This window comes from Sandaracinobacteroides saxicola (genome assembly GCF_014117445.1).
Classification (GTDB): Bacteria; Pseudomonadota; Alphaproteobacteria; order Sphingomonadales; family Sphingomonadaceae; genus Sandaracinobacteroides_A; species Sandaracinobacteroides_A saxicola.
This window is the reverse complement of sequence record NZ_CP059851.1, coordinates 1,988,916-2,011,317: the sequence shown is the minus strand read 5'-3', so window position 1 is coordinate 2,011,317 and position 22,402 is coordinate 1,988,916. Positions and strand designations below refer to the sequence as shown.

General features: G+C 69.9%; 23 protein-coding genes. 16 read left to right on the top strand and 7 right to left on the bottom strand.

The features are described 5' to 3' along the window. The first annotated feature begins 29 nt into the window (after positions 1–29). The 6 genes from H3309_RS10130 to H3309_RS10105 are packed head-to-tail and all read left to right on the top strand — an operon-like array spanning position 30 to position 6,146. A complete protein-coding gene (locus H3309_RS10130) occupies positions 30–1,460 on the top strand; it encodes a glycosyltransferase (protein WP_182294605.1) in 1,431 nt (476 codons plus the stop codon). After that, positions 1,448–2,401, top strand: coding sequence for a glycosyltransferase family 2 protein (locus tag H3309_RS10125; RefSeq protein ID WP_182294604.1), 954 nt, complete (start codon positions 1,448–1,450; stop codon positions 2,399–2,401). Before H3309_RS10130 ends, H3309_RS10125 begins: the two co-directional genes overlap by 13 nt. Positions 2,402–2,409: 8 nt before the next feature. Beyond that, complete coding sequence (locus tag H3309_RS10120) at positions 2,410–3,669, top strand: bifunctional PIG-L family deacetylase/class I SAM-dependent methyltransferase (protein ID WP_182294603.1); 1,260 nt, start codon at positions 2,410–2,412, stop codon at positions 3,667–3,669. Then, complete coding sequence (locus H3309_RS10115) at positions 3,666–4,661, top strand: glycosyltransferase (RefSeq protein WP_182294602.1); 996 nt, start codon at positions 3,666–3,668, stop codon at positions 4,659–4,661. Before H3309_RS10120 ends, H3309_RS10115 begins: the two co-directional genes overlap by 4 nt. After that, positions 4,654–5,817, top strand: a complete 1,164-nt coding sequence (locus tag H3309_RS17670) for a hypothetical protein (RefSeq protein WP_182294601.1) — start codon at positions 4,654–4,656, stop codon at positions 5,815–5,817. The genes H3309_RS10115 and H3309_RS17670 overlap by 8 nt, the downstream gene beginning before the upstream one ends. A gap of 29 nt (positions 5,818–5,846) precedes the next feature. Beyond that, the gene (locus H3309_RS10105) at positions 5,847–6,146 is read left to right on the top strand and encodes a SemiSWEET family sugar transporter (protein ID WP_243453683.1); all 300 of its coding nucleotides are present in this window, start codon (positions 5,847–5,849) and stop codon (positions 6,144–6,146) included. 9 nt (positions 6,147–6,155) lie between these two features. Here the strand turns inward: H3309_RS10105 and H3309_RS10100 are convergent, their stop codons facing one another. The 3 genes from H3309_RS10100 to ssb form a co-directional block, all read right to left on the bottom strand. Beyond that, complete coding sequence (locus H3309_RS10100; protein ID WP_182294600.1) at positions 6,156–7,598, bottom strand: AMP nucleosidase; 1,443 nt, start codon at positions 7,596–7,598, stop codon at positions 6,156–6,158. A gap of 139 nt (positions 7,599–7,737) precedes the next feature. Beyond that, positions 7,738–8,154 carry a methylmalonyl-CoA epimerase gene (gene mce, locus H3309_RS10095; protein WP_182294599.1) on the bottom strand — a complete coding sequence of 139 codons (417 nt, stop codon included), beginning with the start codon at positions 8,152–8,154 and terminating at the stop codon, positions 7,738–7,740. 102 nt (positions 8,155–8,256) lie between these two features. Then, complete coding sequence (gene ssb, locus H3309_RS10090) at positions 8,257–8,751, bottom strand: single-stranded DNA-binding protein (RefSeq protein WP_182298658.1); 495 nt, start codon at positions 8,749–8,751, stop codon at positions 8,257–8,259. Positions 8,752–8,839: 88 nt separating this feature from the next. On the opposite strand from ssb, the gene H3309_RS10085 reads away from it, so the two are divergent. Next, positions 8,840–10,000 carry a DUF3667 domain-containing protein gene (locus tag H3309_RS10085; RefSeq protein ID WP_182294598.1) on the top strand — a complete coding sequence of 387 codons (1,161 nt, stop codon included), beginning with the start codon at positions 8,840–8,842 and terminating at the stop codon, positions 9,998–10,000. After that, the gene (locus H3309_RS10080; protein WP_182294597.1) at positions 10,000–10,386 is read left to right on the top strand and encodes a hypothetical protein; all 387 of its coding nucleotides are present in this window, start codon (positions 10,000–10,002) and stop codon (positions 10,384–10,386) included. Before H3309_RS10085 ends, H3309_RS10080 begins: the two co-directional genes overlap by 1 nt. A gap of 1 nt (position 10,387) precedes the next feature. On the opposite strand, the gene H3309_RS10075 is transcribed toward H3309_RS10080, so the two are convergent. The 4 genes from H3309_RS10075 to H3309_RS10060 are packed head-to-tail and all read right to left on the bottom strand — an operon-like array spanning position 10,388 to position 14,911. Beyond that, a complete protein-coding gene (locus H3309_RS10075) occupies positions 10,388–11,701 on the bottom strand; it encodes a cytochrome P450 (RefSeq protein ID WP_182294596.1) in 1,314 nt (437 codons plus the stop codon). Further along, positions 11,698–13,278 (bottom strand): Dyp-type peroxidase, encoded by a 1,581-nt coding sequence (locus H3309_RS10070; RefSeq protein WP_182294595.1) that lies wholly within the window; start codon positions 13,276–13,278, stop codon positions 11,698–11,700. Before H3309_RS10070 ends, H3309_RS10075 begins: the two co-directional genes overlap by 4 nt. Beyond that, on the bottom strand, positions 13,275–14,264 hold the full coding sequence (locus H3309_RS10065) for a hypothetical protein (protein WP_182294594.1): 990 nt from the start codon (positions 14,262–14,264) through the stop codon (positions 13,275–13,277). The genes H3309_RS10070 and H3309_RS10065 overlap by 4 nt, the downstream gene beginning before the upstream one ends. Then, entirely contained in the window at positions 14,264–14,911 is a 648-nt protein-coding gene (locus H3309_RS10060; RefSeq protein WP_182294593.1) for a hypothetical protein, read from the bottom strand. The genes H3309_RS10065 and H3309_RS10060 overlap by 1 nt, the downstream gene beginning before the upstream one ends. Positions 14,912–15,080: 169 nt before the next feature. Here H3309_RS10060 and H3309_RS10055 point away from each other — a divergent pair, with 169 nt between their 5' ends. The 8 genes from H3309_RS10055 to H3309_RS10020 are packed head-to-tail and all read left to right on the top strand — an operon-like array spanning position 15,081 to position 22,402. Next, on the top strand, positions 15,081–15,824 hold the full coding sequence (locus H3309_RS10055; protein WP_317983317.1) for a prepilin peptidase: 744 nt from the start codon (positions 15,081–15,083) through the stop codon (positions 15,822–15,824). A 26-nt stretch (positions 15,825–15,850) separates the two neighbouring features. Beyond that, positions 15,851–16,414 (top strand): type II secretion system protein N, encoded by a 564-nt coding sequence (locus tag H3309_RS10050; RefSeq protein WP_182294592.1) that lies wholly within the window; start codon positions 15,851–15,853, stop codon positions 16,412–16,414. Next, positions 16,411–18,474 carry a type II secretion system secretin GspD gene (gene gspD / locus H3309_RS10045; RefSeq protein ID WP_182294591.1) on the top strand — a complete coding sequence of 688 codons (2,064 nt, stop codon included), beginning with the start codon at positions 16,411–16,413 and terminating at the stop codon, positions 18,472–18,474. Before H3309_RS10050 ends, gspD begins: the two co-directional genes overlap by 4 nt. Further along, a complete protein-coding gene (locus H3309_RS10040; RefSeq protein WP_182294590.1) occupies positions 18,471–19,892 on the top strand; it encodes a GspE/PulE family protein in 1,422 nt (473 codons plus the stop codon). Before gspD ends, H3309_RS10040 begins: the two co-directional genes overlap by 4 nt. Then, on the top strand, positions 19,889–20,968 hold the full coding sequence (locus H3309_RS10035) for a type II secretion system F family protein (protein WP_182294589.1): 1,080 nt from the start codon (positions 19,889–19,891) through the stop codon (positions 20,966–20,968). Before H3309_RS10040 ends, H3309_RS10035 begins: the two co-directional genes overlap by 4 nt. Next, entirely contained in the window at positions 20,965–21,498 is a 534-nt protein-coding gene (gene gspG, locus H3309_RS10030; RefSeq protein WP_398398029.1) for a type II secretion system major pseudopilin GspG, read from the top strand. Before H3309_RS10035 ends, gspG begins: the two co-directional genes overlap by 4 nt. Continuing rightward, a complete protein-coding gene (gene gspI, locus H3309_RS10025) occupies positions 21,495–21,848 on the top strand; it encodes a type II secretion system minor pseudopilin GspI (RefSeq protein WP_182294588.1) in 354 nt (117 codons plus the stop codon). Before gspG ends, gspI begins: the two co-directional genes overlap by 4 nt. Next, a complete protein-coding gene (locus H3309_RS10020; RefSeq protein ID WP_182294587.1) occupies positions 21,848–22,402 on the top strand; it encodes a type II secretion system protein GspJ in 555 nt (184 codons plus the stop codon). Before gspI ends, H3309_RS10020 begins: the two co-directional genes overlap by 1 nt.

The following is a 22,402-nucleotide window of genomic DNA, read 5'->3' as shown; positions in this document are numbered from 1 at the left end:
CTGGGATGACGTTGCATCAGGAGCGATGAATGGCACCCGACAGTGTCGGCGGGGCGGCTGTGACCGCTGCCGCAACCCTTCTTGCGGGCGGTTTGACGTTGAATGCGGCCTGTGCCGGAGCCGCCGCCGGTTTGCGTCTGTGGAGCGCGCGCGTCAGTCACCGGCATCGTCATCCCCTGCCCGGCATCGCGTTCGCGCGGGCCGATGCCATCCCCTTCATCTCGGTGCATGTCCCCGCGCATGATGAGCCGCCGGAGGTCCTGGTCGAAACCCTGAACGCTCTGGCCCGGCTGGATTATCCGGCCTATGAGGTGATCATTCTCGACAACAACACGCCCGATCCGGCGGTCTGGCGACCGGTGGAGGCGCATGCCCGCCGGCTGGGCGATCATTTCCGCTTTTTCCATCGTGATGGCGTGCGCGGCGCCAAGGCCGGGGCGTTGAACATCGCCCTGGGGCTGACCGATCCGCGGGCGCGCTATGTCGCGGTGGTGGATGCCGATTATGTCGTGGAACCCGACTTTCTGCGGGCGGCCGTCGCCGCGTTCGCGCGCGGTGGCAGCGACTATGTGCAGTTTCCCCAGGCCTATCGTCATGGCCGCCACGCCGACGCGGTGGTGGGTGAGTTGAACGATTATTTCCGGCATTGCGCCGCCGCCGCCAACCGCAGCCAGACCGTGCTGCTGACCGGCACGCTGTCGGTGATCGCCATTGATGCCCTGCGCCATGTCGGCGGCTGGCCCACGGGGACGATCACCGAGGATGCCGACCTCGGCCTGTCGCTCTATGCCGCCGGGGCGCGCGGCATGTTTGTCGACAGGGTGGTGGGACGTGGTCTGCTGCCGCTGGATTATGCCGGGCTGTGCGTGCAGCGCGATCGCTGGGTGGCGGGAAATGCCCAGACCATGACGCGCGCGGTGGCGATGTGGCGGCTGGCGCCGCGGCGCAGGGGGATGCTTTCGGTCTGGGCGCAATTGGCGGCCTGGCCGGCGTTCCTGGCGCTGCCTGTGCTGGCGCTGGCCTTTTCCGCGCTCTGCCGCTTGTTCGATGTGGCAACGCCGATGCTGCCGGTGATGGAATTGCTGGCGGCGGCGACCATCATCCTGAGTTTCGTGACGCTGCTGGTGGAAGCGGTGATCGTGAAGCGGCAGCCGGCGACCGTGCCGGTGCGGGTGGCCATGCTGTGGTCCGCCAGCCTGGCCTGGTTGCCCCTGCTGTGGGGGCGGCGGTTCAGCTTCCGCCGCACGCCGAAGGAGGCCGGCGCGCGAACCCCGCTGCCCGCGCTGCTGTGGTGGGGAACGGCCCTGCTGATGGTGCTGGGCGTGGTGCTGGCGGTGTTCGGGGCGCCGCTGGCGGGGCTGGTGCTGCTGCTGCCCGGGCTGGCGCTGCCGGCGGCGCAATGGACGGATTACTGCCTCGATTCGGCGCATGAAACAGGGGATGTGGCATGCACTGCCTGATCGTGATTCCAACCTACAACCGTGCCGGGTCTTTGGGGCCGGCCATCGAGGCTGCGCTTGCCCAGAGCTGGCGCGACCTGACGGTGGCGGTGGTGGATGACGGATCGACCGACGATACGGCGGACGTCTGTGCCGGGTTCGCCGCCGATCCGCGTTTCGTGGCGATCCACCTGGCCCGCAATGTCGGCACGGCGCAGGCGAAGAATGTCGGGCTGGCGTTGCTGCCGTTCGATGCCGTGACCTTTCATGACAGCGATGACCTGCCGCACCGCGACAAGCTGGCGCGGCAGGCGCGGGTGATGGCGCGTAGCGACCTGATCGCCGATCCCTGCCTGCCCTGGGGGCCGCGGCAGGGTGCCGGGGCGCCGGCGCCGCTGCATCTGGTGCTGACGGCGCATGACCATGTGACCGCGGATGGCGGGCAGGTGAAAATCTGCCGCGCGTTGAGCTTGGTCGATGATTTCTTCCCGAACTTGCAGTTCAACACGGGGCCTTTGGGGGATTGGGTGCTGATCAACAGCGGCCTGTTCCGGCGCGAGATGCTGGCGCAGGCGGGCGGTTTTGCCGATTGCATCGAGGAGGATCGCGAAATCCGCAACCGGTTGCTGATGCATGGGGCGAATGTCTGGCTGATCGAGGATGCGCTGCTGACCAAATTCGAATCGCCCGACAGCCTGACCGTGCAGGGTGCCACCGGCTATCGCAGCAGCCGGCGCGAGCGCGACCGGCAGGCGGTGTGGCGCGCCATCGAGACCTGGCGCCGGGATGGCGTCGCGCCGGTTCAGACGATGGATCTGGCGAACGTGTCGCTGCGGCAGGTGGTGAATCCCGGTCGCCTGGCGGTGGCGGCGGACCTGGCCATGACGCCGGAGAGCCGGGTGCAGCTGGCCGCACAGGTGGCGGCGGCGCAGGCCGGACACGCCATGCGGGCGGCCGCTTGAGCGCCACCATGGCAGCGGCGGCTGACGCGATCTCTCCCTGGGCGGTGTTGGGGGAGGGACCGTTCATGGTGCTGGCGCCGCATCCCGATGACGAAACGCTGGGATTTGGCGGCATCATCGCGGCCGCGGTTGCGGACGGCACCGATGTGACGGTGGTGGTGTTGACGGGTGGCGGCGCCTCGCATCGTCACGTCGATTGGCCGATGGAGCGGCTGGTGGCGGTGCGCGAGGCGGAGACGGTGGCGGCGGTGGCCGCGTTGGGTCTGGCGGCGCACCGGCTGCATTTCCTTCGCCGTGTGGACGGTGCCCTGGTTGACGACGAGGCGACCGTCGCCGAGGTGGCGGCGGTGCTGGCGCGGTCGGGCGCGCGGACCCTGCTGGTGACCGATGCGGCGGATGGGCATCCGGATCATCGCGCGGCGTTTCGCCTGGCGGTACGGCTGGTGCAACGCGGCGCGGCGACCGGCCTGGCGACAGCGCCGATCGGGCTGCAGCTGGATGGCGGGGATACGGCGGGATTTGTGGCGGTGGATTGCACCGCCGCGCTGTCGGCGAAGCGACAGGCGATCGCGGCGCACCGCAGCCAGCTGGGCGAATTGCTGCCCGCCGGAAGCGGATTTTGCCTGTCGCGGGAGGCGTTGCGGCCATTCCTGGGGGGGGATGAGCTGGTGTCGCCGCTGATCGGCGTGCCGGGGACATCGGCGCCGGTGCATGCCGCGCATTTCGATGCGATGTTCGCGGCGTCCGCGGACCCGTGGCGTTATGACAGCGAGCCCTATGAGCGGGAACGGCACCGGCTGACGGTGGCGGCGCTGGGCGGGCGCCGGTTCGCCGATGCCTGGGACGCGGGGTGCGCCAACGGCGCGCTGACGGCGATGCTGGCGCCGCAGTGCGACCGGCTGCTGGCGAGCGATGCCTCGGCGGAAGCGGTGGCGGTGGCGCGCGGTCGGTTGGGACCCGGCGTTTCCGTGCAGCGGCTGCGGCTGCCCGACGAGGTGCCGGAAGGTCAGTTCGACCTGATCCTGCTGTCCGACATGCTTTACTATCTGGGGCTGGACGGCCTGTTGCGGCTGGTCGAGGCCGTGGTGCCGCGGATGCGGCCTGGCGGGGTGCTGCTGACGGTGAACTGGCTGGGGGATACCCAGGCGGCGATGTCGGGCGAGCAGGCGGCCGAAGCGCTGCGGGCATCGCTGCCGGCGTGGTTTCGGCTGGCGCAGCAGGACCGTCATCCCGGGTTCCGGCTGGAACGTTATGAGGTGGCGGCATGACGCGCCACGCCATGGTCGTGGCGATTCCCGCGCGCAACGAGGCCGAGCGGCTGCCGGCCTGCCTGGAGGCGATTGCCGCGCAGGAGGGGCTGGCGCCGGGCGAGGTGGCGGTGCTGGTGCTGTGCAACAACTGCACCGACAGCAGTGTGGCGGTGGCGCGGGCCGTGGCGGCGCGGTCCCCGATTCCCATCCACGTCCGGCACGTCCACCTGCCCGCCGATCGCAGCCATGCCGGTGGCGCGCGCGCGGCGGCGATGACGGCCGCGACCCTGTTGGCCGCGCCGGACAGCCTGCTGGTCTCGACCGATGCGGATTGCGTGGCGGCGCCGGATTGGCTGGCATCGCTGCGCGATGCCTTCGCGCCGGACATCAGCGCCGTGGCGGGGCGTGTGGAGGCGCGGTGGGAGGAGTTGAAGACACTGCCGGAAGCGGCACTGCGCGTCGGCGAGCTGGAGTGGCGGTACCAGGCGGCGGCGGCCGAGCTGGAGGCGCTGATCGATCCGGTGGATCATGACCCCTGGCCGCGGCACCGGCAGCGTTGCGGCGCCAACATGGCGGTGCGGCGCGCGATGTTCGAAGGCGTGGGGGGCGTGCCGCTGATCCCGACCGGTGAGGATCGGGCGCTGCTTCTGGCGGTGGAACGCGCCGGCGGGCTGATCCGGCATGCGCCGGAACCGCTGGTGACCGCTTCGGCGCGGCTGCACGGGCGCGCGGCGGGCGGGATGGCGGATGCGCTGGCGGCACGGGCAGAAGGGTCGGTGGTGGTGGACAGCGATCTGGAGGCGGCCGATTCGATGCTCGCGCGCCTGCGGCGCCGGGCAAGCCACCGGCGGGGTTTTCCGCCGGGGCTGGCCGGCACGCGCGCCTTCACCGCCTATTGGCAGGCGCAGGCGCAGGCCGGGTTCGTGCCGCTGGGACGGGCGAGCCTGGCGGATGAGCTGGCGCGGCTGGAACGGCATCTGGATGTGGCGCGGGAGGCGGTCGATGGCTGAACTGCGATTGCCGGTGTCCGTGCTGGACGCCATCGCCCAGGGCGCGGAAGCGGTGGATCGGGGTGCACGCGATCTGCGAGCCGAAATCGCCTTGCTGGCGGAGGCCGGGGTGGTGACGGGCATGGCGCCGGTGTCGGCGGCGCCGGCGGCTTGGCCGGCGGCGGTCCATGCGGTGGATGTGGAACGGATCCTGATGGCGGTGGGGGAGGCCAGCCTGCCGCTGGGGCGGCTTCTGGAGGGGCATGTCGATGCTTTGGGCATCGTCGCGCGGCTGGGAACCGCGGATGCGCAGTGGCTGGCGGCGCGGGCGGCGCATCGTGGCGAACTGCTGGGGGTATGGGGCGCCGACATGCCGGATTCGCCGGTGCGTGTGACCTTCGACGGATCAACCGCGCGATTGCAGGGAAGCAAGGCCTTTGCGTCGGGTCTGGGGGTGGTCGGGCTGGCGGTGGTGACGGCGCGCTGCCCGGAGGGGCATTGCCATGCCATGCTGGTGGACGTAGGCGACGTGGCGCGGCACGACGCGGATGCGTGGGACATGGACGGCATGGTCGGCACCCGGTCCGGGACGATGCGGCTGGACGGCATGACGGTGCCGGCGATCCACTGGCTGGGTGCCGGCGACGCCATGTTTGCCGAGCCGCATTTTCACGGCGGCCTGTGGCGCATCGCGGCGGTGCAGGCGGGCGCCCTTCAGGCGGTTGCTTCCGGGCTGGCCGACATCATCTCGGCGCGGCCGGCCGACGCCGTGCAGCAGCATCGGCTGGGACAGGTGATCGTGGAGGCAACATCGGCGCGATTGTGGGCCGAGACGGCACGGGCGGGTGTCGCCGCAGGGGCAGCGGATGCGATCGAGCGGGTGTTATTGGCAGGGGAGGCGGTGGAGGGCGCGGCCTTGCGGGCGCTGGACATCGCCGACCGCGCCGCCGGAACGATGATGCACCGGCGGGACAATCGGCTGGGGCGGGTGGCCCGCGACCTCAGGCTTTACCTGCGCCAGGCGCGGCTGGACGCCAAGCTGGCATGGGCGACCGAACTGTGGACGGGACGGTGGCGGAAGGCACGGGCAGCCGCGGCGGACACCGGGGGGTTCGCGGTCAAAGCGGTCGCGCGCATCCCGGCCATGGAACAAGCAGCGGTCGCGCGCATAGGGTGAATGACCGATGCGCCTGAATGGAATTGAACGTGCAGCTTGTTGATATCGTGGGCGCGGTTGGGGCCGTCGCATCCGTCAGCAGCTTCGTGCCGCAGGCCTGGAAGATCATCCGCGAGCGCAAGACCGAAGGCCTGTCGCCGGGCATGTATGCCCTGACCGCCTGCGCCTTTGCCTGCTGGATGGCCTTTGGATTCCTGCAGAAACAATGGGCGATGGTGGTGCCCAACGCCATCTGCCTGCTGGCCTGCGGTTTCATCCTGGTGATGATCATGCTGCCGCAAGGCAAGACCGCCGATGTGGCGAAGGCGATCGACCCAAAGCAGGAGTGAGCCGTCGGTCTATCGGAACGGCGGCTCGTCGAAGGCGCGGAGTTTTCGGCTGTGGAGGTTGGGGCCGGCTTCGCGCAGCAGGTCGACACAGGCGATGCCGATCTGGAGATGTTCGGAAATCGCGCCTTCGTAGAAGCGGTTGGCCTGGCCGGGCAGCTTGATCTCGCCGTGCAGCGGCTTGTCGCTGACGCAGAGCAGCGTGCCGTAGGGAACGCGGAAGCGGTAGCCCTGGGCGGCGATGGTCGCGGATTCCATGTCGACGGCGACGGCGCGGCTCTGGTTGAAGCGGCGGGCGGAGAGGCCGAAGCGCAGTTCCCAGTTGCGGTCGTCGGTGGTGACGACGGTGCCGGTGCGCAGGCGGGGTTTCAGCGCCTCCTCATCCAGGCCGGTGGTGGTGAGCGCGGCGGCGTAGAGCGCCTGCTGCACCTCGGCGATGGGCGGGATGGGGATTTCGGGGGACAGCATGTCATCGAGCACATGATCGTCCCGCAGATAGGCGTGGGCGAGCACATAGTCGCCGATGGATTGCGAGGGACGAAGCCCGCCGCAGTGGCCGATCATCAGCCAGGCCTGCGGGCGGAGGACGGCGAGATGGTCCGTGATGGTCTTGGCGTTGGAGGGGCCGACGCCGATGTTGACAAGGGTGACGCCGCTGCCGTCGGGCGCCATCAGGTGATAGGCGGGCATCTGGTGCCGGCGCCAGGCGCCGTCCGCGACGGCGCGTTCCGGGCTGGCGCTGCCGGGTTCGAGGACGACGCCGCCGGCACAGGACAGGCCGGTGAAGCGGGTGCCTTCGCGGTTGAGTTCGGCGCAGGACCAGCGAACGAATTCATCGACATAGCGGTGATAGTTGGTGAACAGGATGAAGTTCTGCGTGTGGTGCGCGGGGGCGCCGGTGTAATGTTTCAGGCGGGCGAGCGAGAAATCGATGCGCGGGGCATCGAACAGGGCGAGCGGCCGCGGCGTGTCGGGCCGGTGGTTCCAGATTCCATCCGCCAGCTCGTCTCCGATGGCGGCGAGTTCGGTGGTGGGGAAGTGGCGGGAGAGGGCGCGGGTGGCGGTGGCATCGAGCGCGAGGTCGGTGGCGCCGTCCAGCACATAGGGAAAAGGGATTTCGACGCCGGAGCGCCGGACGCTGACGGTGACGTCATAGTCGGCCATCAGCAGGTCGAGCTGTTCGGTGAGGTAGCGGCGGAAATGGCTGGGGTGGGTAATGGTGACGGCGTGGTCGCCGGGCGCGACCAGGCGGGCATAGGCGCGCGACAGGCGCGGGCGCGGCGAATCGGGGGGGGAGGCGAGGTGCAGCTCGGGATAGGCGAAGGCGCCCGCGGCGCGCATTTCGGCCGAGGGGGGCGTGCCGGTTTCCAGGAAGAGCTTCAGCGCGTCCCGCAGGTTGACGACCGATTGCGCATGCAGCGCGGCGAGTTCGTTGACGATATCGTTCGAGTTCATGGCCGCCGATAGGCGAAAAATCGTGACAGTTCAAATGGGGGGCGGAGCAACTGCGCGGCAGTGGTCGACGATCCGCCGCAGGCGGCAAGCCCGAACGGGCGCCGGCGCGAGTGCGCCGCCTTTCTCCGGCGTCAGCCGGTCAATGATGAACCTCTGCCATGAGTTCGATGAGGACGCCGCCCATGTCCTTGGGGTGGATGAAGATGACGGGGACGCCGTGGGCGCCGATGCGGGGTTCGCCGCCGCGCAGCACGGTGGCGCCCTTGGCGAGCATGGCGTCGCGCGCGGCGAGGATGTCTGGCACCTCGAAGCAGATATGGTGCTGGCCGCCTTTGGGGTTTTTGGCGAGGAAGGCGTGGATGGGGCTATCGTCCCCCAGCGGCTCGATCAGTTCGATCTGGCTGTTGGGGAGGTCGACGAAGGCGACGCGCACGCCCTGGTGCGGCAGGTCGAACGGCGTGCCGATGCGGGTGGCGCCGAGCATGTCGCGGTAGAGGGTGATGGATGCGTCGATGGAGGGCGTGGCGACGCCGACGTGGTTGAGTTTGCCGATCATTGGAAATGCTCCTATGCGCTTCGTGCCCCCTCCGTCAGCCCTTCGGGCTGCCACCTCCCCCACAAGTGGGGGAGGAGCTTGTCCAAGCATGCTCGACGAGGGTTAGAAGGGGACGTCGTCGTCGTCGAGGTCGGCGTCGAAGCTGGGTTTGCGTGTTGGCGGGGCGCTGTTGCGGGCGGGGGCGCTGTAGTCGTTGCCGCCACGGCTTTGGTCGTAATCGCCGCCGCCGCTCATGCCGCCGCCTTCGCGGCGGTCGAGCAGTTCAATGGTGCCGTTGAAGCGACCGACAACCACTTCCGTGGTGTAGCGGTCGTTGCCGTCCTTGTCCTGCCATTTGCGGGTTTGCAGCTGGCCTTCGACATAGACCTTGCTGCCCTTGCGCAGATATTGTTCGGCGACGCGGATCAGATTGTCGTTGTCGATCTTGATGTTATGCCATTCGGTGCGCTCCTTGCGCTCGCCGCTCATCTTGTCCTTCCAGCTTTCGCTGGTGGCGATCGAGAAGTTGGCGATGCGGCCGCCGTTCTGGAAGCTCTTGATTTCCGGGTCCTTGCCGAGATTGCCGACCAGGATGACCTTGTTGACGCTGCCTGCCATGGGAATGAACCTTACGCTTGAGTCGGCAACAGCGATAAGCCAATCTTCAGGTTTACGGCAAGCGCGGGGACGGGTTTTGAGCGGCGAGATGGAGGCCATTGGCGGACTGGCGACGGGGGCGCTGGTGGCGAGCCAGTTCGAGCGCGAGGAAGCGCGGGTGGAGGGCGCGCACGCCGCCTGCCTGAATTGCGGCGCGACGGTGCGGGGCAAATATTGCGCGAGCTGTGGCCAGCCGACGCACCTGCACCGCTCGATGGCGCATGTGGCGGAGGAGTTCCTGCACGGGCTTTGGCATATCGACAGCAAGGCGTGGCGGACGCTGCCGATGCTGTTCTTCCGGCCAGGGCAGCTGACGCGCGATTATGTGCGGGGCCGGCGGGCGCGCTACATCGCGCCGGTGACGCTGTTCCTGCTGACGATCTTCCTGATGTTCTTCGTGTTCGGGCTGAGCAGCGGATCCTCGGTCAACCTGGACGGGATGCTGGAGACGCCGGCGGCGACGCGCGAAGGCCGGCTGGCGCAGGCCAGGGCGGCGGAGGCCGATGCGGCGAAGGCCGAGCAGGCGGTGGTGGCGGCGCGGCGTGACCTGGAGCAGCGCAGCGCGGACGAAAAGGCGGCGCCCGGTGCCGAGGGTGTTGCGGCCGGTGCGATGGCGGCGCTGGAAGCGGCCCGCGACGTGGCGGTGGCCCGGGCGAAACGGGCGCGGGCGGCGGTGGACGATCCCGCGGCGGCGGGCAGCGAAAATCCGGGGGAGCCGGCGTGGGCGCGGGCGGTACGCCAGTCGGTGGAACGCGGCGACCTGAAGGTGAATGTGGGGGTGCCCGGCCTGAACGAGAAAGGCAGGCATGCGCTGCTCAATCCCGAGCTGACGCTCTACAAGATCCAGCAGAAGGGGTATAAGCTGAGCTTCCTGCTGGTACCGATGTCGCTGCCCTGGCTGTGGCTGATGTTCCTGTGGAAGCGCGATGTCCGCGCCTATGACCATGTGATCTTCCTGCTCTATTCGATCAGCTTCATCTCCCTGTTGCTGATACTGGTGGTATTGTTGTTCCAGGTCGGCGTGCCGCCGGAATGGCTGGTGCCGCTGTTGCTGCTCGGCTTTCCGGTGCATCTGTTCGTGCAGTTGAAGGGCGCCTATGCCCTGGGTGTGTTCAGCGCGCTCTGGCGGACGGCGGCGCTGCTGACGCTGGCGGTCATGACCCTGTCGATCTATTTCTCGCTGATCCTGGCGCTGGGGCTGATCGACTGATGATCTATCTATGGCTGAATGCGGGCGCGATCCTGGCGGCGACGGTGGCGGGGCTGCTGCTGGGGGCGGGATGGCATCGGCTGGTCGGGCGGGGGTGGGTGAGCGTGGCGGGCGGGGTGCGGGTGGCGGTGGCGCAAGCCTGGTTCGCGGGCATCCTGGCGGGCGCGCTGATCCTGGCGCCGCCGCAGGCACCGCCGCTGGTGATGGCGTTCGGCAGCGCGGTGGTGATCTGGGCGGGGTTCGTGCTGCCGGTCTTGCTCGTCGGCCTGCCCTATCGCGGCGCGGGGGTGCGGACGGCGGTTCTGGATGCGCTGTTCTGGCTGCTGCTGATGCTGGTGCAGGCCGGGGTGATGAAGGCGGTGGGGCTGGTGGCACCGCCGGTTTGATTCAGGCGTCCCATTCCAGCACGAAGTGACGGGGGAAGGGGGTGTCGTGGCCTTCGTAGGTGCCGTCGATCCGGCCGGCGGCGCCGGGCGCGCGGCGGAGGTTCGGCAGCGCCAGCAGCGGCAGCAGCATGGCGGGCAGCAGCGCCGCGTTGATGCGGTCGCCGAAGCACAGGTGGGTACCGCGGCCCCAGAGGAGGTAGCTGCTCCAGGGGCGATCGGTGCGGAAGGCGCGCGGGTCAGGGACCACGCTTTCGTCGTGCATGGAGGAGAGGTTGGCGGCGAGCAGCATGGTGTCCCTGGCAACGCTGGTTCCGGCGATGCGGGTGTCCGCCACGGCGCGGCGGTAGATGACCGGATTGATCGGGTTGAAGCGCAGCGCCTCGAAGACATGGGCGGCGACCAGGCGCTCGTCTCCGCGACGGGCGGCTTCGGCGGCGCTGGCGAGTGCGGCCGGTTGGCGAAACAGTTCATCGAGCGTGTGGCAGGCGGCCTTCGACAGGGTGGGGATGGCGCCGATGACGATGCCGATCATGTTGTTGCGGATGCCGTCACCCTGAAACGCCGTTTCACCCTTGGAACGGGCGGCGACGGCGCGGGCGATCAACGTATCGGGCGCGGGGGCGGCGACGGCGGCATCGAGCGCGTCGCGGGTTTCGGCGGCGGCGGTCAGCGCGCTGTCCTCCACCCATTTGTCGACGCTAAGGTCGCTGAAGAGGTAATAGAACATCGCCGTTGCCCAGGGGATGAGGTCGGCGACGCTGGCGGTGTGTAGGCCGAAATAGCGCTGCACCATCAGCGCGGGGACGCGGGCGGTGAGCGCTGGCGGCAGGTCGATGCGGGCCGCGTTTGCGGTCGTGGCGTTGTGAATCGCGGTGGCGGCCTCGGTGCGGACCATGGGCAGGACGAGGTCGGCGATGTCGTCCGCGCCCACGATGGCGCGCATGGCGCCGGTGTCGCGGCGGTATTCGGGGCCGTCCTGCATGCCGAGGAAGAAGTTGGGGCCGCCGGTGATCTTTCGCATGCGCGGTTCGTAGACGACGCTGAAATCGGCTTCGCGGGCGAGACATTCATCGACCGCGCCGGCGCGGGTGAGGATGAGGCTGCCGGTGGCGGGGTAGGGCGCGATCAGGTTCTTTTTGAGCGCGAGCGCGGGCTTGACGAGGCGCAGGATGGCGAAGACGTCGCGCTGGCCGGCGGTGCTGCCCAGCACGGCCTTCAGACGTGCCTTCAGGCCGCCGTCGGCGCCGAGGATCTTGGCGATGAGTCCGCCGAGGCCGGCGAGCGCGCCGCCCAGGCGCGCGAAGAAACCGCTCATGTCGGATCCACCACGCCCATGGCGATCATGCGCAGCGCGGTCATGCTGGGGGCGAAGAAATAGTCGCCGCCGCGGGTGGAGACGAACTGCGGCAGGCCCTGCGCGATGAAGGGCGGATGGCCGCTTTTCGGGTCGGCGGCGATGACGAAACGGGCGCCGGGGGCGTGGTTGCCGACGATCGGGCAGGTATCGTTGCCGGCGTTGAAATCGAGGCCATAGTTCAGCCATTGCTGCTGCACGAATTCGAACTGGCGGCTGAGGCTGGCGCAGTGGCAGAGCATGATGATGCCATGTTCGCCATCATCCTGACCGCGGTCACCGTAGGGCAGGCCGCGGCGCAGGATGCGGCGGCGGTTGTTGAGCGCGCTGCCCATGCGCTCGTTGGGGACGGCCGACGCGCGCGGGTCGAGCATGTCGCGGGTGTTCATGCGGCGCATGTGGCTGGTGACCGGGCAGCGGATGCCGTCGGGGTCATCCTGGTAGCGGAACTCGACAAGCGCGCGTTCGCGTTCCTTGGTGCCGGGCTTGAAGCGGTCGTTGAAAGCGTGCCAACTGGGAATGTCCGGCGCGGCAGTGGTGGGGACGCCGTCGGTCCAGCGGCCGGCCATCTTGGCGAGCAGCAGCGCGCGGGCGTCCTCCACGCTGGCGATGTCCCAGGCGCCGGCGAGCGCCCGCGATGCGACGGCAACCCAGGCATCCCACTCGCCGACATGCTGGTGCAGCTTGCGGTAGCTGAAGAAGCTGCCGTTGCGGCTGAAATCGAGCGGCATGGCGGTGCCGGGGACTTCCTGCGCCTCGTCCGCCCAGCCGAGCAGGAATTCGCCGGTGGCGATGGGCCGCCAGTTGCCGAGGCCGTCAACGGCACCCTGGCCGATGGCAAGCGCTTCCTCGGCGCCGTCCGGATACTGCCCGCTGAAGATCGGGTCGCCGATCGCGTCCATGAAGCCGAAATGTTCGAACGGCGTCGGCTGCGCGCCGTCCATCAGCGCGGTCATGTCCTGCCAGGTCGCCGATGGCCCGCGGTGGCCGGACAGCAGGGTGATGGCATTCGGGTGGGCCGCGTTGATGGTGGCGGCTTCGCCTGCGAGCCACTGCGTCACCTCGTCCAGCTCCGCAACCGGCCCGCCGTCGGCGTCGCTTTGGGCGTTGAGCTGGACCAGCATGTGGACGTTGGGGCTTTCCGCCTGCCACACCGGATCCCAATACGCCGGCGTGTTGTCCAGGATGTCGTCGCCCAGAATGGCGATGCGGGCGCGCATCCCGTCGATGAAGTCATCGGGCAGCCCGCGCAGCGTGCGGGTGGGGACACCGAGCGAATAGAGGCCGAAGAAGGTGAAGGCAAGGTTGATGGCGACCTTGGGGCGGACAACCGGGTTTTTCAGGTGCAGGCCGGGGCGTTTCGACGAGGGCCAGCGCAGGGCGGTGGTGACGCGCGGGCGGATCGCCTCGACAAAGGCCCGGCCGGCGGCGGGATTGCTGAAATGATAGAGAAGGTTGCGGCCCTTGGGGAAGCCGAGGCGGCCGTAGGCGGTGAGGATGTTGCCCTGGATGTCGCCGAGTTCGAGATTGACCGTCATGCCTGCCCCCCTGCCTCGACCCGGGCATAGTCGACGAGCGGGATGCCATCCGAGCGGATGACGCCGGGCGGCTGCGTCGGTTCATGGGTGTCGGCCGGTTTTACCTGTGAAATGAAATCGCCGAAGCGGCGGTGGATGGTGTCGGCGTCGGCGCCCTGCAGCTCTGCGGCCAGCAGGGCGAAACGCTGCTGCACGAACAGCGCCTTCAGCACGCTGGGCAGGTCGGTGTTGGCGCCGGTGGGAAAGGGTTTTTTGCCGCTGTTCCACAGGGTGAGGCCGGCGGCGACGGCGCCGCCGAGGAGCGCGATGACCGCCCAGGGCAGCCACCACCAGCCGTGGATGCCGAACAGCGCGCCGAGCAGCAATAGTCCGACGGCGACGCCCAGCAGCAGGCCGGCGATGGATTTGAGCGTCCAGCCCTTGAGCGTGGCGGTGGGCACATAATAGTCGTTGAAGCTCATCAGCGTGTCGATCTGGCAGCGTTTCAGCCAGGCGGCGAAACCGGCCGCATCCTGCACGGCGTCGAAGCCGACGCAGGGGGTGAAGATGGCGCGCAGTTCCTTTTCCGTGCGTTCCCACAGGCCGCGTGCCCAGCTGGCGAGGCCGCCGTCCGGTTCGCTTTCGTCGGCGTCGAGGTCGGCGGCGAACAGCAGCCAGGGACGGCTGAGCGCGTCGACCGGCTGGTGCGCCAGCAGGTTGACGTTGCGCAGCGCCTGTTTCAGCGAATTGTCACCGTCGCGGCCATTGTACATCGGCTGGTCGATGACGACGAAGCGGGCGAGGTGCGTGCGCTTGCAGCGGGCAAAGGGGCTGACGAAGCCGGCGTTGACCGCGGCGGGGGACTGCTGCGCGGTGGGGAGCGTCGCCAGGGTTTCGCGCAGCAGGTGGCTGGGCGCGGTGACGCTGCCGTCGGCGCGCTTCACCGGCTCCAGCTTCAGCGGGATCAGCGCGGTGAGGAAATAATGGCCGCCGTCGATATTGGGCATCAGCCCCACCTTGCCTTGACGAAGGGTTGCCGGTTGACGTCCGACGCCGCGGTGTCGTTGCTGGCGACGGGGGCGAAGCCGGGGGAGCCGAGGTCGTTCTGCACGCTGACCAGCGCGGCGTTCCAGGCGGCGCGGAAATCCTGTGGCGAGAGGCTGGCGTGTTTGCCGGCGAGGTCGGCGAGCATCAGGCGCACGCGCATCGCGCATTTGATGTCGCGCTGCGCCGAGCCGGGCGTGGCGTTGTAATAATAGTCCGTGTCGATCTGGTTGGCGCGGATGTAGTTCTTGAAGGGCGTGATGGGGATGGATTTGGGATATTTGGTGCTGCTGTACCAGAACAGGTCGAGGCCGTTGGGCAGGCCATCGCTGAAGGCATCGATATACTGGTCCCAGGTGCCGTTGAAGTTGGAGCAGAACAGCATGTAATCGTTGTTGAGTTTCTCCTTGCCCTGGCCGAGGTCAGGCCAGTCGGCACGGCGGATCATGACCCAGCGGGCGAAATGGATGATCGACAGGCCGAGCAGCCCGGCAAGACGGTCGGGGAGCGCGCGGGCGGCCATGAAGATGAGCGAATTGATCCAGGTGCGCGGCGAACGCATCGGGGTGATGACGTTCATGGCGTAAGCCTTGCCGGCGACGTTGCTCATGGCCGAATCCTCCGGAGCGACGAGCGTCGCCGGCAGGGGGCATAGGCTTTGCCCGCGACATTGCTCATGAAAGCCCCTCCCTTTCGAGTGAAAGACTGATGGTTAATTTGTCGTCCGTCAATCCGTTGCGACGCGGCTTTCCCTGTCGGCGGAGCAGCCGTAGAGGCGGATGATGAGCGAATGGAGCCTGTGGGCGGGTCTGGGGGGCCTTTCGGGGCTGATCGTCGGCAGTTTCCTGGCGACGCTGGTGTTGCGCTGGCCTGAGGGGCGCGGGTTGGGCGGACGGTCGGCGTGCGATGGCTGCGGCCGGCTGCTGCGGCCGGTCGATCTGATTCCGCTGCTGTCGTTCGCGCTGTTGCGGGGGCGGTGCCGGGCATGCGGGGGGCGGATCGACTGGCGGCATCCGGCGATCGAGCTGGCGGCGGCGGGCATCGGTGCGCTGGCGATGGGGGTGGCGCCCGGCATCGGGGGGGCGGCGGGCGCACTGTTCGGCTGGATGCTGCTGACGCTCGGCGCGCTGGATGCGGAGCATTACTGGTTGCCCGATGCGCTGACCTGGCCGCTGCTGGGGCTGGGGCTGCTGTTGGGTCTTGGCGACTGGCAGGACCGGGCGCTGGGGGCGGTGCTGGGGGGTGGCAGCCTGTGGCTGGTGGCGTTCGCCTGGCGGCGGTGGCGCGGGGTGGAGGGGCTGGGGCAGGGCGATGTGAAATTGTTCGCGGGGCTTGGCGCCTGGCTAAATGCCGCGGCTTTACCGCCGTTAATGTTAAGTGCGGCGCTGCTGGGGCTGCTGTCGGTGGGGTTTCGCCTGTGGCGGGGCCGGCCGGTGGCGCGCGACATGCGATTGCCGCTGGGCGCCCTGCTGGCAGCGGTGGCGTTTCCGCTGTGGATCGCTAAGGTGTTGGTGGAGGGGTGAATGGGGCGGATGGGGGAAAGGCTGCCATGACGCCGATCACGTCTTCGTTCCTGCCGTCGCGCTGGCATGGCGGCCATCTGCTGCTGGCGGCGCTGGTCCTGCTGGCGCTGTTGCTGGCGGGGCGCGCGGTCATGCTGCTGGCCTTTCCCGGGCCGCCGGCGCCGCTGCCCGCGCCGCCGCCGGCCACCGACCTGTCCCTATTGGGCCGGGTCGATCCCTTTTTCAGCGCCAGCGACGGCGCCGACCTGCCGGTCACCAGCCTGACCCTGAGCCTGCACGGCCTGCGCGCGGACAGCGCGAGCGGGCGCGGCAGCGCGATCATCGCCGGCTCGGACGGCGTGCAGGCGAGCTATGCGGTGGGTGACAGCATCGCCGGGGCGACCCTGGTGGCGGTGCGCGCCGACCATGTGGTGCTGGAAAATGGCGGCGTGCGCGAAGCGCTGTGGCTGGATGCCGGGGAAGGCGTTGCGGAACCCGCCGCGACGGTGCCGGTGGCGCAACCGGCCGCGCCTGCCCAGGCCGGCGTGCCCGCCGACGCCATGGTTCAGCCGCCGGCGGTAATCGGCGACGATACGCAAAAAGGACAATGATGCGCGCTTTCCTTACCTCATTCGCCGCCGTGGCGCTGCTCGCCGCGCCGGTGGCGGCGCAGAACCTGGTCAACCTGCGCGACGCCGACATCCGGGCCTTCATCGACGATGTGTCGAAGGCGACGGGGACCAGCTTCGTCATCGACAGCCGGGTGCAGGGCAAGGTTTCGGTGGTGACCGACAAGCCGCTGTCGCGCGCGGCCTATTTCGAGCTGTTCCTGGCGACGCTGCGGGCCAATGGTTTTGTCGCGGTGCCGCTGGGGGGCGGGCAATATCGGGTGCAGCCGGCGGAGGCGGGGGCCGCGAGCGCGCAGGCGGGGGGCAACCGGTTCGTGACGAGCGTGGTGCCGCTGGCCAGTATCGATGCGGCCTCGGCAGCAGAATCGGTGCGGCCGCTGCTGTCGCGCGGCGGGGCGGTGAGCGCCAACCGGGGCGGCAATGCGCTGATCATCGTGGATTTCGCCGACAATGTGGCGCGGGCGCGCAGCGCGTTGGCGGCGATCGACCGCGACCGGGCGACGATGCGGGTGGTGCCGCTGACCCATTCCGGGGCGCGCGACCTGGCGGCGTCGCTGACCACGCTGGTGGGGGCCGGCGAGGGCGGGCGGCCGCCGGTGACGGTGGCGGCGATCGACGCGAGCAATGCGATTGCCCTGCGCGGCGAGGCGGGCGCGGTGGCGCGCTATGCCGCGATGGTAGGCGAGCTGGACCGGCGGGCGGCGAGTGGCAGCGATGTGCGGGTGCTGTTCCTGAAGCATGCCGATGCGGCGATGGTGCTGCCGGTGTTGCAGACGCTGATTGGCCAGACGCCGACGCCGGTGGCGAGCAGCGCAGCGGCATCAGGCGGCAGCGGCAATGCGGGCGGCAACAGCGGGGGCAATGGCGGTGGCGGCATGGCGAACGCCGCGGCGATGGCGAGCTTTGCGACGCCGCAAACCCTGCCGGCAAGCGCCGTGGGGGTGGCGGCCGGGCCGGAGGGTCGCCGCGCCACGGTGACGCGCTTTGAAGGTGCGAATGCGCTGGTGATCAGCGCGCCGACGGATATCCAGCGGCAGCTGGGCGAAGTGGTGCGGCAGCTGGACGTGGTGCGTCCGCAGGTGCAGGTCGAGGCGATCATCGTGGAGATCAGCGACACCGCGGCCCGGCAGCTGGGGGTGCAGTTCCTGTTGTCGGGCACCAACGGCAGCAATGTGCCGTTCGCCGCGGCCAATTACAGCAACGCGGCGCCGAACATCCTGGCGCTGGCGGGGGCGGTGGCGGCGGAGAAGGGGGCGATCCAAAGCCCGACCATTGCCGAGGCGTTCCGCAACGCGGCGGTGAACAGCCTGCTGGGGCCGGCGGCGCCGACCGGGGGGACGGCGGGCTTTGCCGGCAATCTGGGCGGCGGGGCGGTGTTCGGTTTCATCATCAACGCGGTGCGCAACGACGGTGCATCGAACATCCTGTCGACGCCGAGCGTGATGACGCTGGACAACCAGCCGGCGCGCATCCTGGTGGGGCAGGAGATTCCGATCACCACGGGGGAGGCGCTGGGGACGACGCTGACCAATGCCTTCCGCACGGTCAGCCGGCAGGATGTGGGCATCCAGCTGGCGGTGCGGCCGCAGATCAACGAGGGCGGCATCATCAAGCTGGACATCAAGCAGATCGTCAGCTCGATCAGCGGCGCGGTCAGCGGCAATTCCACCGACCTCATTCTGAACAAGCGGGAGATCGAGACCGCGGTGACGGTGGAGGACGGGCAGATCGTGGCACTGGGGGGCCTGCTGGACGACAATGAGCGGCGCAGCATCCAGCGCGTGCCGCTGCTGGGCGACATTCCGGTGGTGGGCGAGCTGTTCAAGAGCCGCAGCCGCAGCCGGACCAAGACCAATCTGATGGTGTTCATCCGGCCCACCATCGTGCGCAGTCGTGCTGACGCCGATGCCGTGGCCGCGAACCGCTGGGACAGCGTGCGCGACGCGCAGGTGGCGCGGGAGGGGTTCAGCGGGCTGGACGCGCTGGCGCGGGACTATCTGCGGACCACGCCGCCCGCCGAGCCGGCGATGGCGCCGAAATGACCGTGACGCTGCCCTATGCCTTTGCCCGGGCGAACGGCGTGCTGCTGTTGCCGGAGGGCCAGCTGGCGGTGCGGCGGGGGGCGGCGCCGGCGGCGCTGGTGGAGGCGCGGCGGGTGGCGGGCGTGGCGCTGATGCCGGAGGTGCACGAGGCGGCGGCATTCGACCGGCTGTTGGGGGAGGTCTATGCCACCGACGGGCTGAGCGCGGCGGCGGACGCGGCGGCGGCCTCGCCGCTGTCGGCCTTCGCGCTGGAATCGCGCGACCTCCTGGACCAGGACGATGCCGCGCCGGTGATCCGGCTGATCAACGCGCTGGTGACGCAGGCGGTGCAGGCGGGCGCCAGCGACATCCATATCGAGCCGGGGGAGGCAAGTTGCGTGATCCGGCTGCGGCGCGATGGCCAGATGAGCGAGCTGCTGCGGCTGGAGGCGAATGTCGCGCCGATGCTGGTGAGCCGGGTGAAGGTGATGGCGCGGCTGGACATTTCGGAACGGCGGCTGCCGCAGGACGGGCGCATCGGCCTGGCGCTGGCGAACCGCAACCTGGACGTGCGCGTTTCCACCCTGCCGGCGCGGGGCGGCGAACGGGTGGTGCTGCGCATCCTGGACCAGGCGGCGGTGGCGTTGCGGCTGGACGATCTGGGGATGGATTCGGCGACGGAGGCGGGGTTGCGGGCGGCGCTGGGCAGCCCGAACGGCATCATCCTGGTGACCGGGCCGACGGGGGCGGGGAAGACGACGACGCTCTATGCCGCGCTGAAGCTGCTGAACGATGGCGCGCGCAACATCATGACGGTGGAGGACCCGGTTGAATATGCGGTGGATGGCGTGGGGCAGACGCAGATCGATCCGCGCGTCGGGCTGACCTTCGCGGCCGGGCTGCGGGCGATCCTGCGGCAGGATCCGGACGTGGTGATGGTGGGCGAAATCCGCGACCGGGAGACGGCGGAGATCGCGGTGCAGGCGGCGCTGACGGGGCATCTGGTGCTGTCCACGGTGCACGCCAACAGCGCGGCGGGGGCGGTGACGCGGCTGCGGGATTTCGGCGTGGAACCGTTTCTGATCGCCGCCTGCTTGCGGGCCAGCCTGGCGCAGCGGCTGGTGCGGCGGGTGTGCGCCTGTGCCGAGGTGGCGCCGGCGGGCGCGGCCTGGGCGGCGCGGCTGGGGATCGCGGCGGAGACGCTTATCGCGCATCCGGCGGGGTGCCAGGCGTGCCGGCATACCGGCTATGTCGGGCGCAGCGGGCTGTATGAGTTGCTGCGGGTGGACGCGGCGGTGCGGGATCGCATCCATGCCGGCGGGGCGGAAAGCGCGCTGGGCGCGGGGGCGAGCGTGGATGACGCCGCGCGGGCGGCGGTGCTGGCGCGGGTGACGACACCCGAGGAGGTGCTGCGGCTGATGGCGGAGGCGGCGGGGTGAACGCGCTCAACGACCTGCGCCGGCCTCTGGCGGCGGCGCCGGCGCTGCGGCCGAAGGCGCGCGCCCTGTTCATCCGCAAGCTGGCGACGCTGACCGCGGTGATGCCGGTGAGCGAGGCGGTGGCGACGCTGGTCCGGCAACCGGGCAGGCCCGCGATGCGCGCGGTGATGGCGGCGACGCATCGCGGGCTGCAATCGGGGGCGGCATTGTCCGCGGCGCTGCCGGCGGCGAGCTTTCCGGCGGACATCCGCGCGACGGTGGCGGCGGGCGAGAATGCCGGGCGGCTGCCGCTGCTGCTGACGCGGCTCGCCGAGACGCTGGAGGCGGATATCGCGTTGCGCGGCAAGCTGCTGGCGGCGCTGGCCTATCCGGCGCTGCTGTTGCTGGTGGCGGTGGCGGTGGTGGTGGCGATGCTGTGGTTCGTGGTGCCGGCGATTGCCGAGCAGCTGACCGCGAGCGGCGCGACGCTTCCGGCGATCACGCGGGCGGTGCTGGCGCTGTCCGATTTCATCCGAGCCTGGGGGTGGGTGCTCGCGCTGATGCTACTGCTCGGCATGTTGGGGCTGCTGCTGGTGGCGCGGAGCGACGCGGCCCGGCGGCGGCGCGATGCGCTGTTGCTGCGGCTGCCGTTGCTGGGGGGCTGGCTGGCCGAGTTGGAGGCGGTGCGCTGGGCGCGGATGCTGGGGACGATGGTGGCCGCGGGGCTGCCGCTGGCGGAGGCACTGCTGCTGATCGTGCCGACGCTGAAGAACGGCGCCTGGGCGGAGGCGACGCGGCAGATGGCGGCGCGGGTTCGGGGTGGGGCGAGCCTGAGCGCGACACTGGTGCTGCTGCCGCGCGCGCCGGACCTGCTGGTGGCGCTGACGCAATCGGGCGAGGCGGCGGGGCGGCTGGCGCCGTTGCTGGACAGCGCCGCGACGACGCTGGACCGGGAGATCGGTGACCGCACGCGGACGCTGCTGGCGCTCATCGAGCCGGCGGTGATCGTGCTGCTGGGCGGTGCGGTCGGCCTGATCATCCTGTCGGTGCTGCTGCCGATCTTGCAACTCAACCAACTGGCTGGAGCACGTTTGTGAGAAGTTTGGATGATACGGCCGTACCGGGGTTCGGGCGCGCAGACCCCCTCCCGCTCGCTTGCCGCAAGTCGCCTCCCCCGCAGGCGGGGGAGGGGCTTGGCCCGTTTCCGCCTTGCGAGGCGGCGGATCGGCGGGCGAATGGGTTTACCCTGACCGAGCTGCTGGTGGTGCTGGCGATCATCGGCCTGCTGACCACGATCGTGGTGCTGAACGTGCTGCCGATGCAGGATCGCGCGGCGGGGACGAAGGCGCGGGCGGATGTCGCGGCGATCGAGCAGGCGCTGGAACTCTATCGGCTGGACATGGGGCGTTATCCGACGATGGAGGAGGGGTTGGTGGCGCTGACCAAACCGACGCCGGCGTCGGGCGCGTTGCTGAAGACCCTGCCGGATGATCCGTGGCAGCGGCCCTACCAGTATCGGCAACCGGGCATTCATGGGCCGGTCGATGTGTTCTCGCTGGGGTCGGACGGGGCCGAGGGCGGCGAGCAGACGGCGGCGGACATCGGCAACTGGAAGCCGGCAACATGAGGCGCGCGAACGGCTTCACGCTGGTCGAGATGCTGGTGGCGCTGAGCTTGCTGGCGGTGGTGGGGCTGGCGCTGGCAAATTTCCAGACCTTGCAGCTGCGCGGCAGCAGCCGGATCGCCGATGCCGCGCTGGCGAGCATCGAGGCGGACAATCGCGCCGCTGACCTGCTGCTGGCGCGCACGGCGCCGGCGGTGGGGGAGATGCGCGGCACCGTGGTGCAGGCGGGGCGGACATTGGCCTGGCGGGTGGTGACGGGGGCGGGGCCGTCAGGCCTGCTGCGATCGGATGTGGTGGTGGCGGCGGGGAGTGTGCCGCTGGCGCGGCGCACCGTGCTGAGGGCCCGCGGCTGATGCGGGCGAACGGTTTCACGCTGGTGGAGATGCTGGTGGCGCTCGCGCTGTTTTCGCTGATCGCCGGGGTGGCGACGCTGCTGACGCTGGGGTCGGCGCGCGGCACGGCGGCGGCGGGCGTGGCGATGGCGGGGTCGACGCAGCTGTTGCGGACGCGGGCGCTGCTGGCGGCGGACCTGGCGCAGGCCGCGCAACGCCCCGTGTTGGCGGACAATGGCGCGGTGGTGCCGGCGTTCGTGTTGACGCCGAACGGGTTCGTGCTGACGCGGCGCGGGGTGGCGGGGGTGACGCCCAGCATGCAGCGGATCGCCTGGGGCTGGAATGGCCGGGCGCTGGTTCGGCAGGGCTGGCCGCGGCTGGACGGGGCGGCACCGGGCGGCGCCAGCATCGTGCTGGATGCCGTGCGCGGGGTTCGGACGCGGGTGGCGACAGACAAGGGTTGGCAGGACGGGTGGCAGGCGGAGACACCCGATGCGCTGCCGCGGGCGGTGGAGCTGACGCTGCTGCTGGACGGAGGGCGCGCGGTGGTGATGCGCCTGGCGATCGGGTTGTGA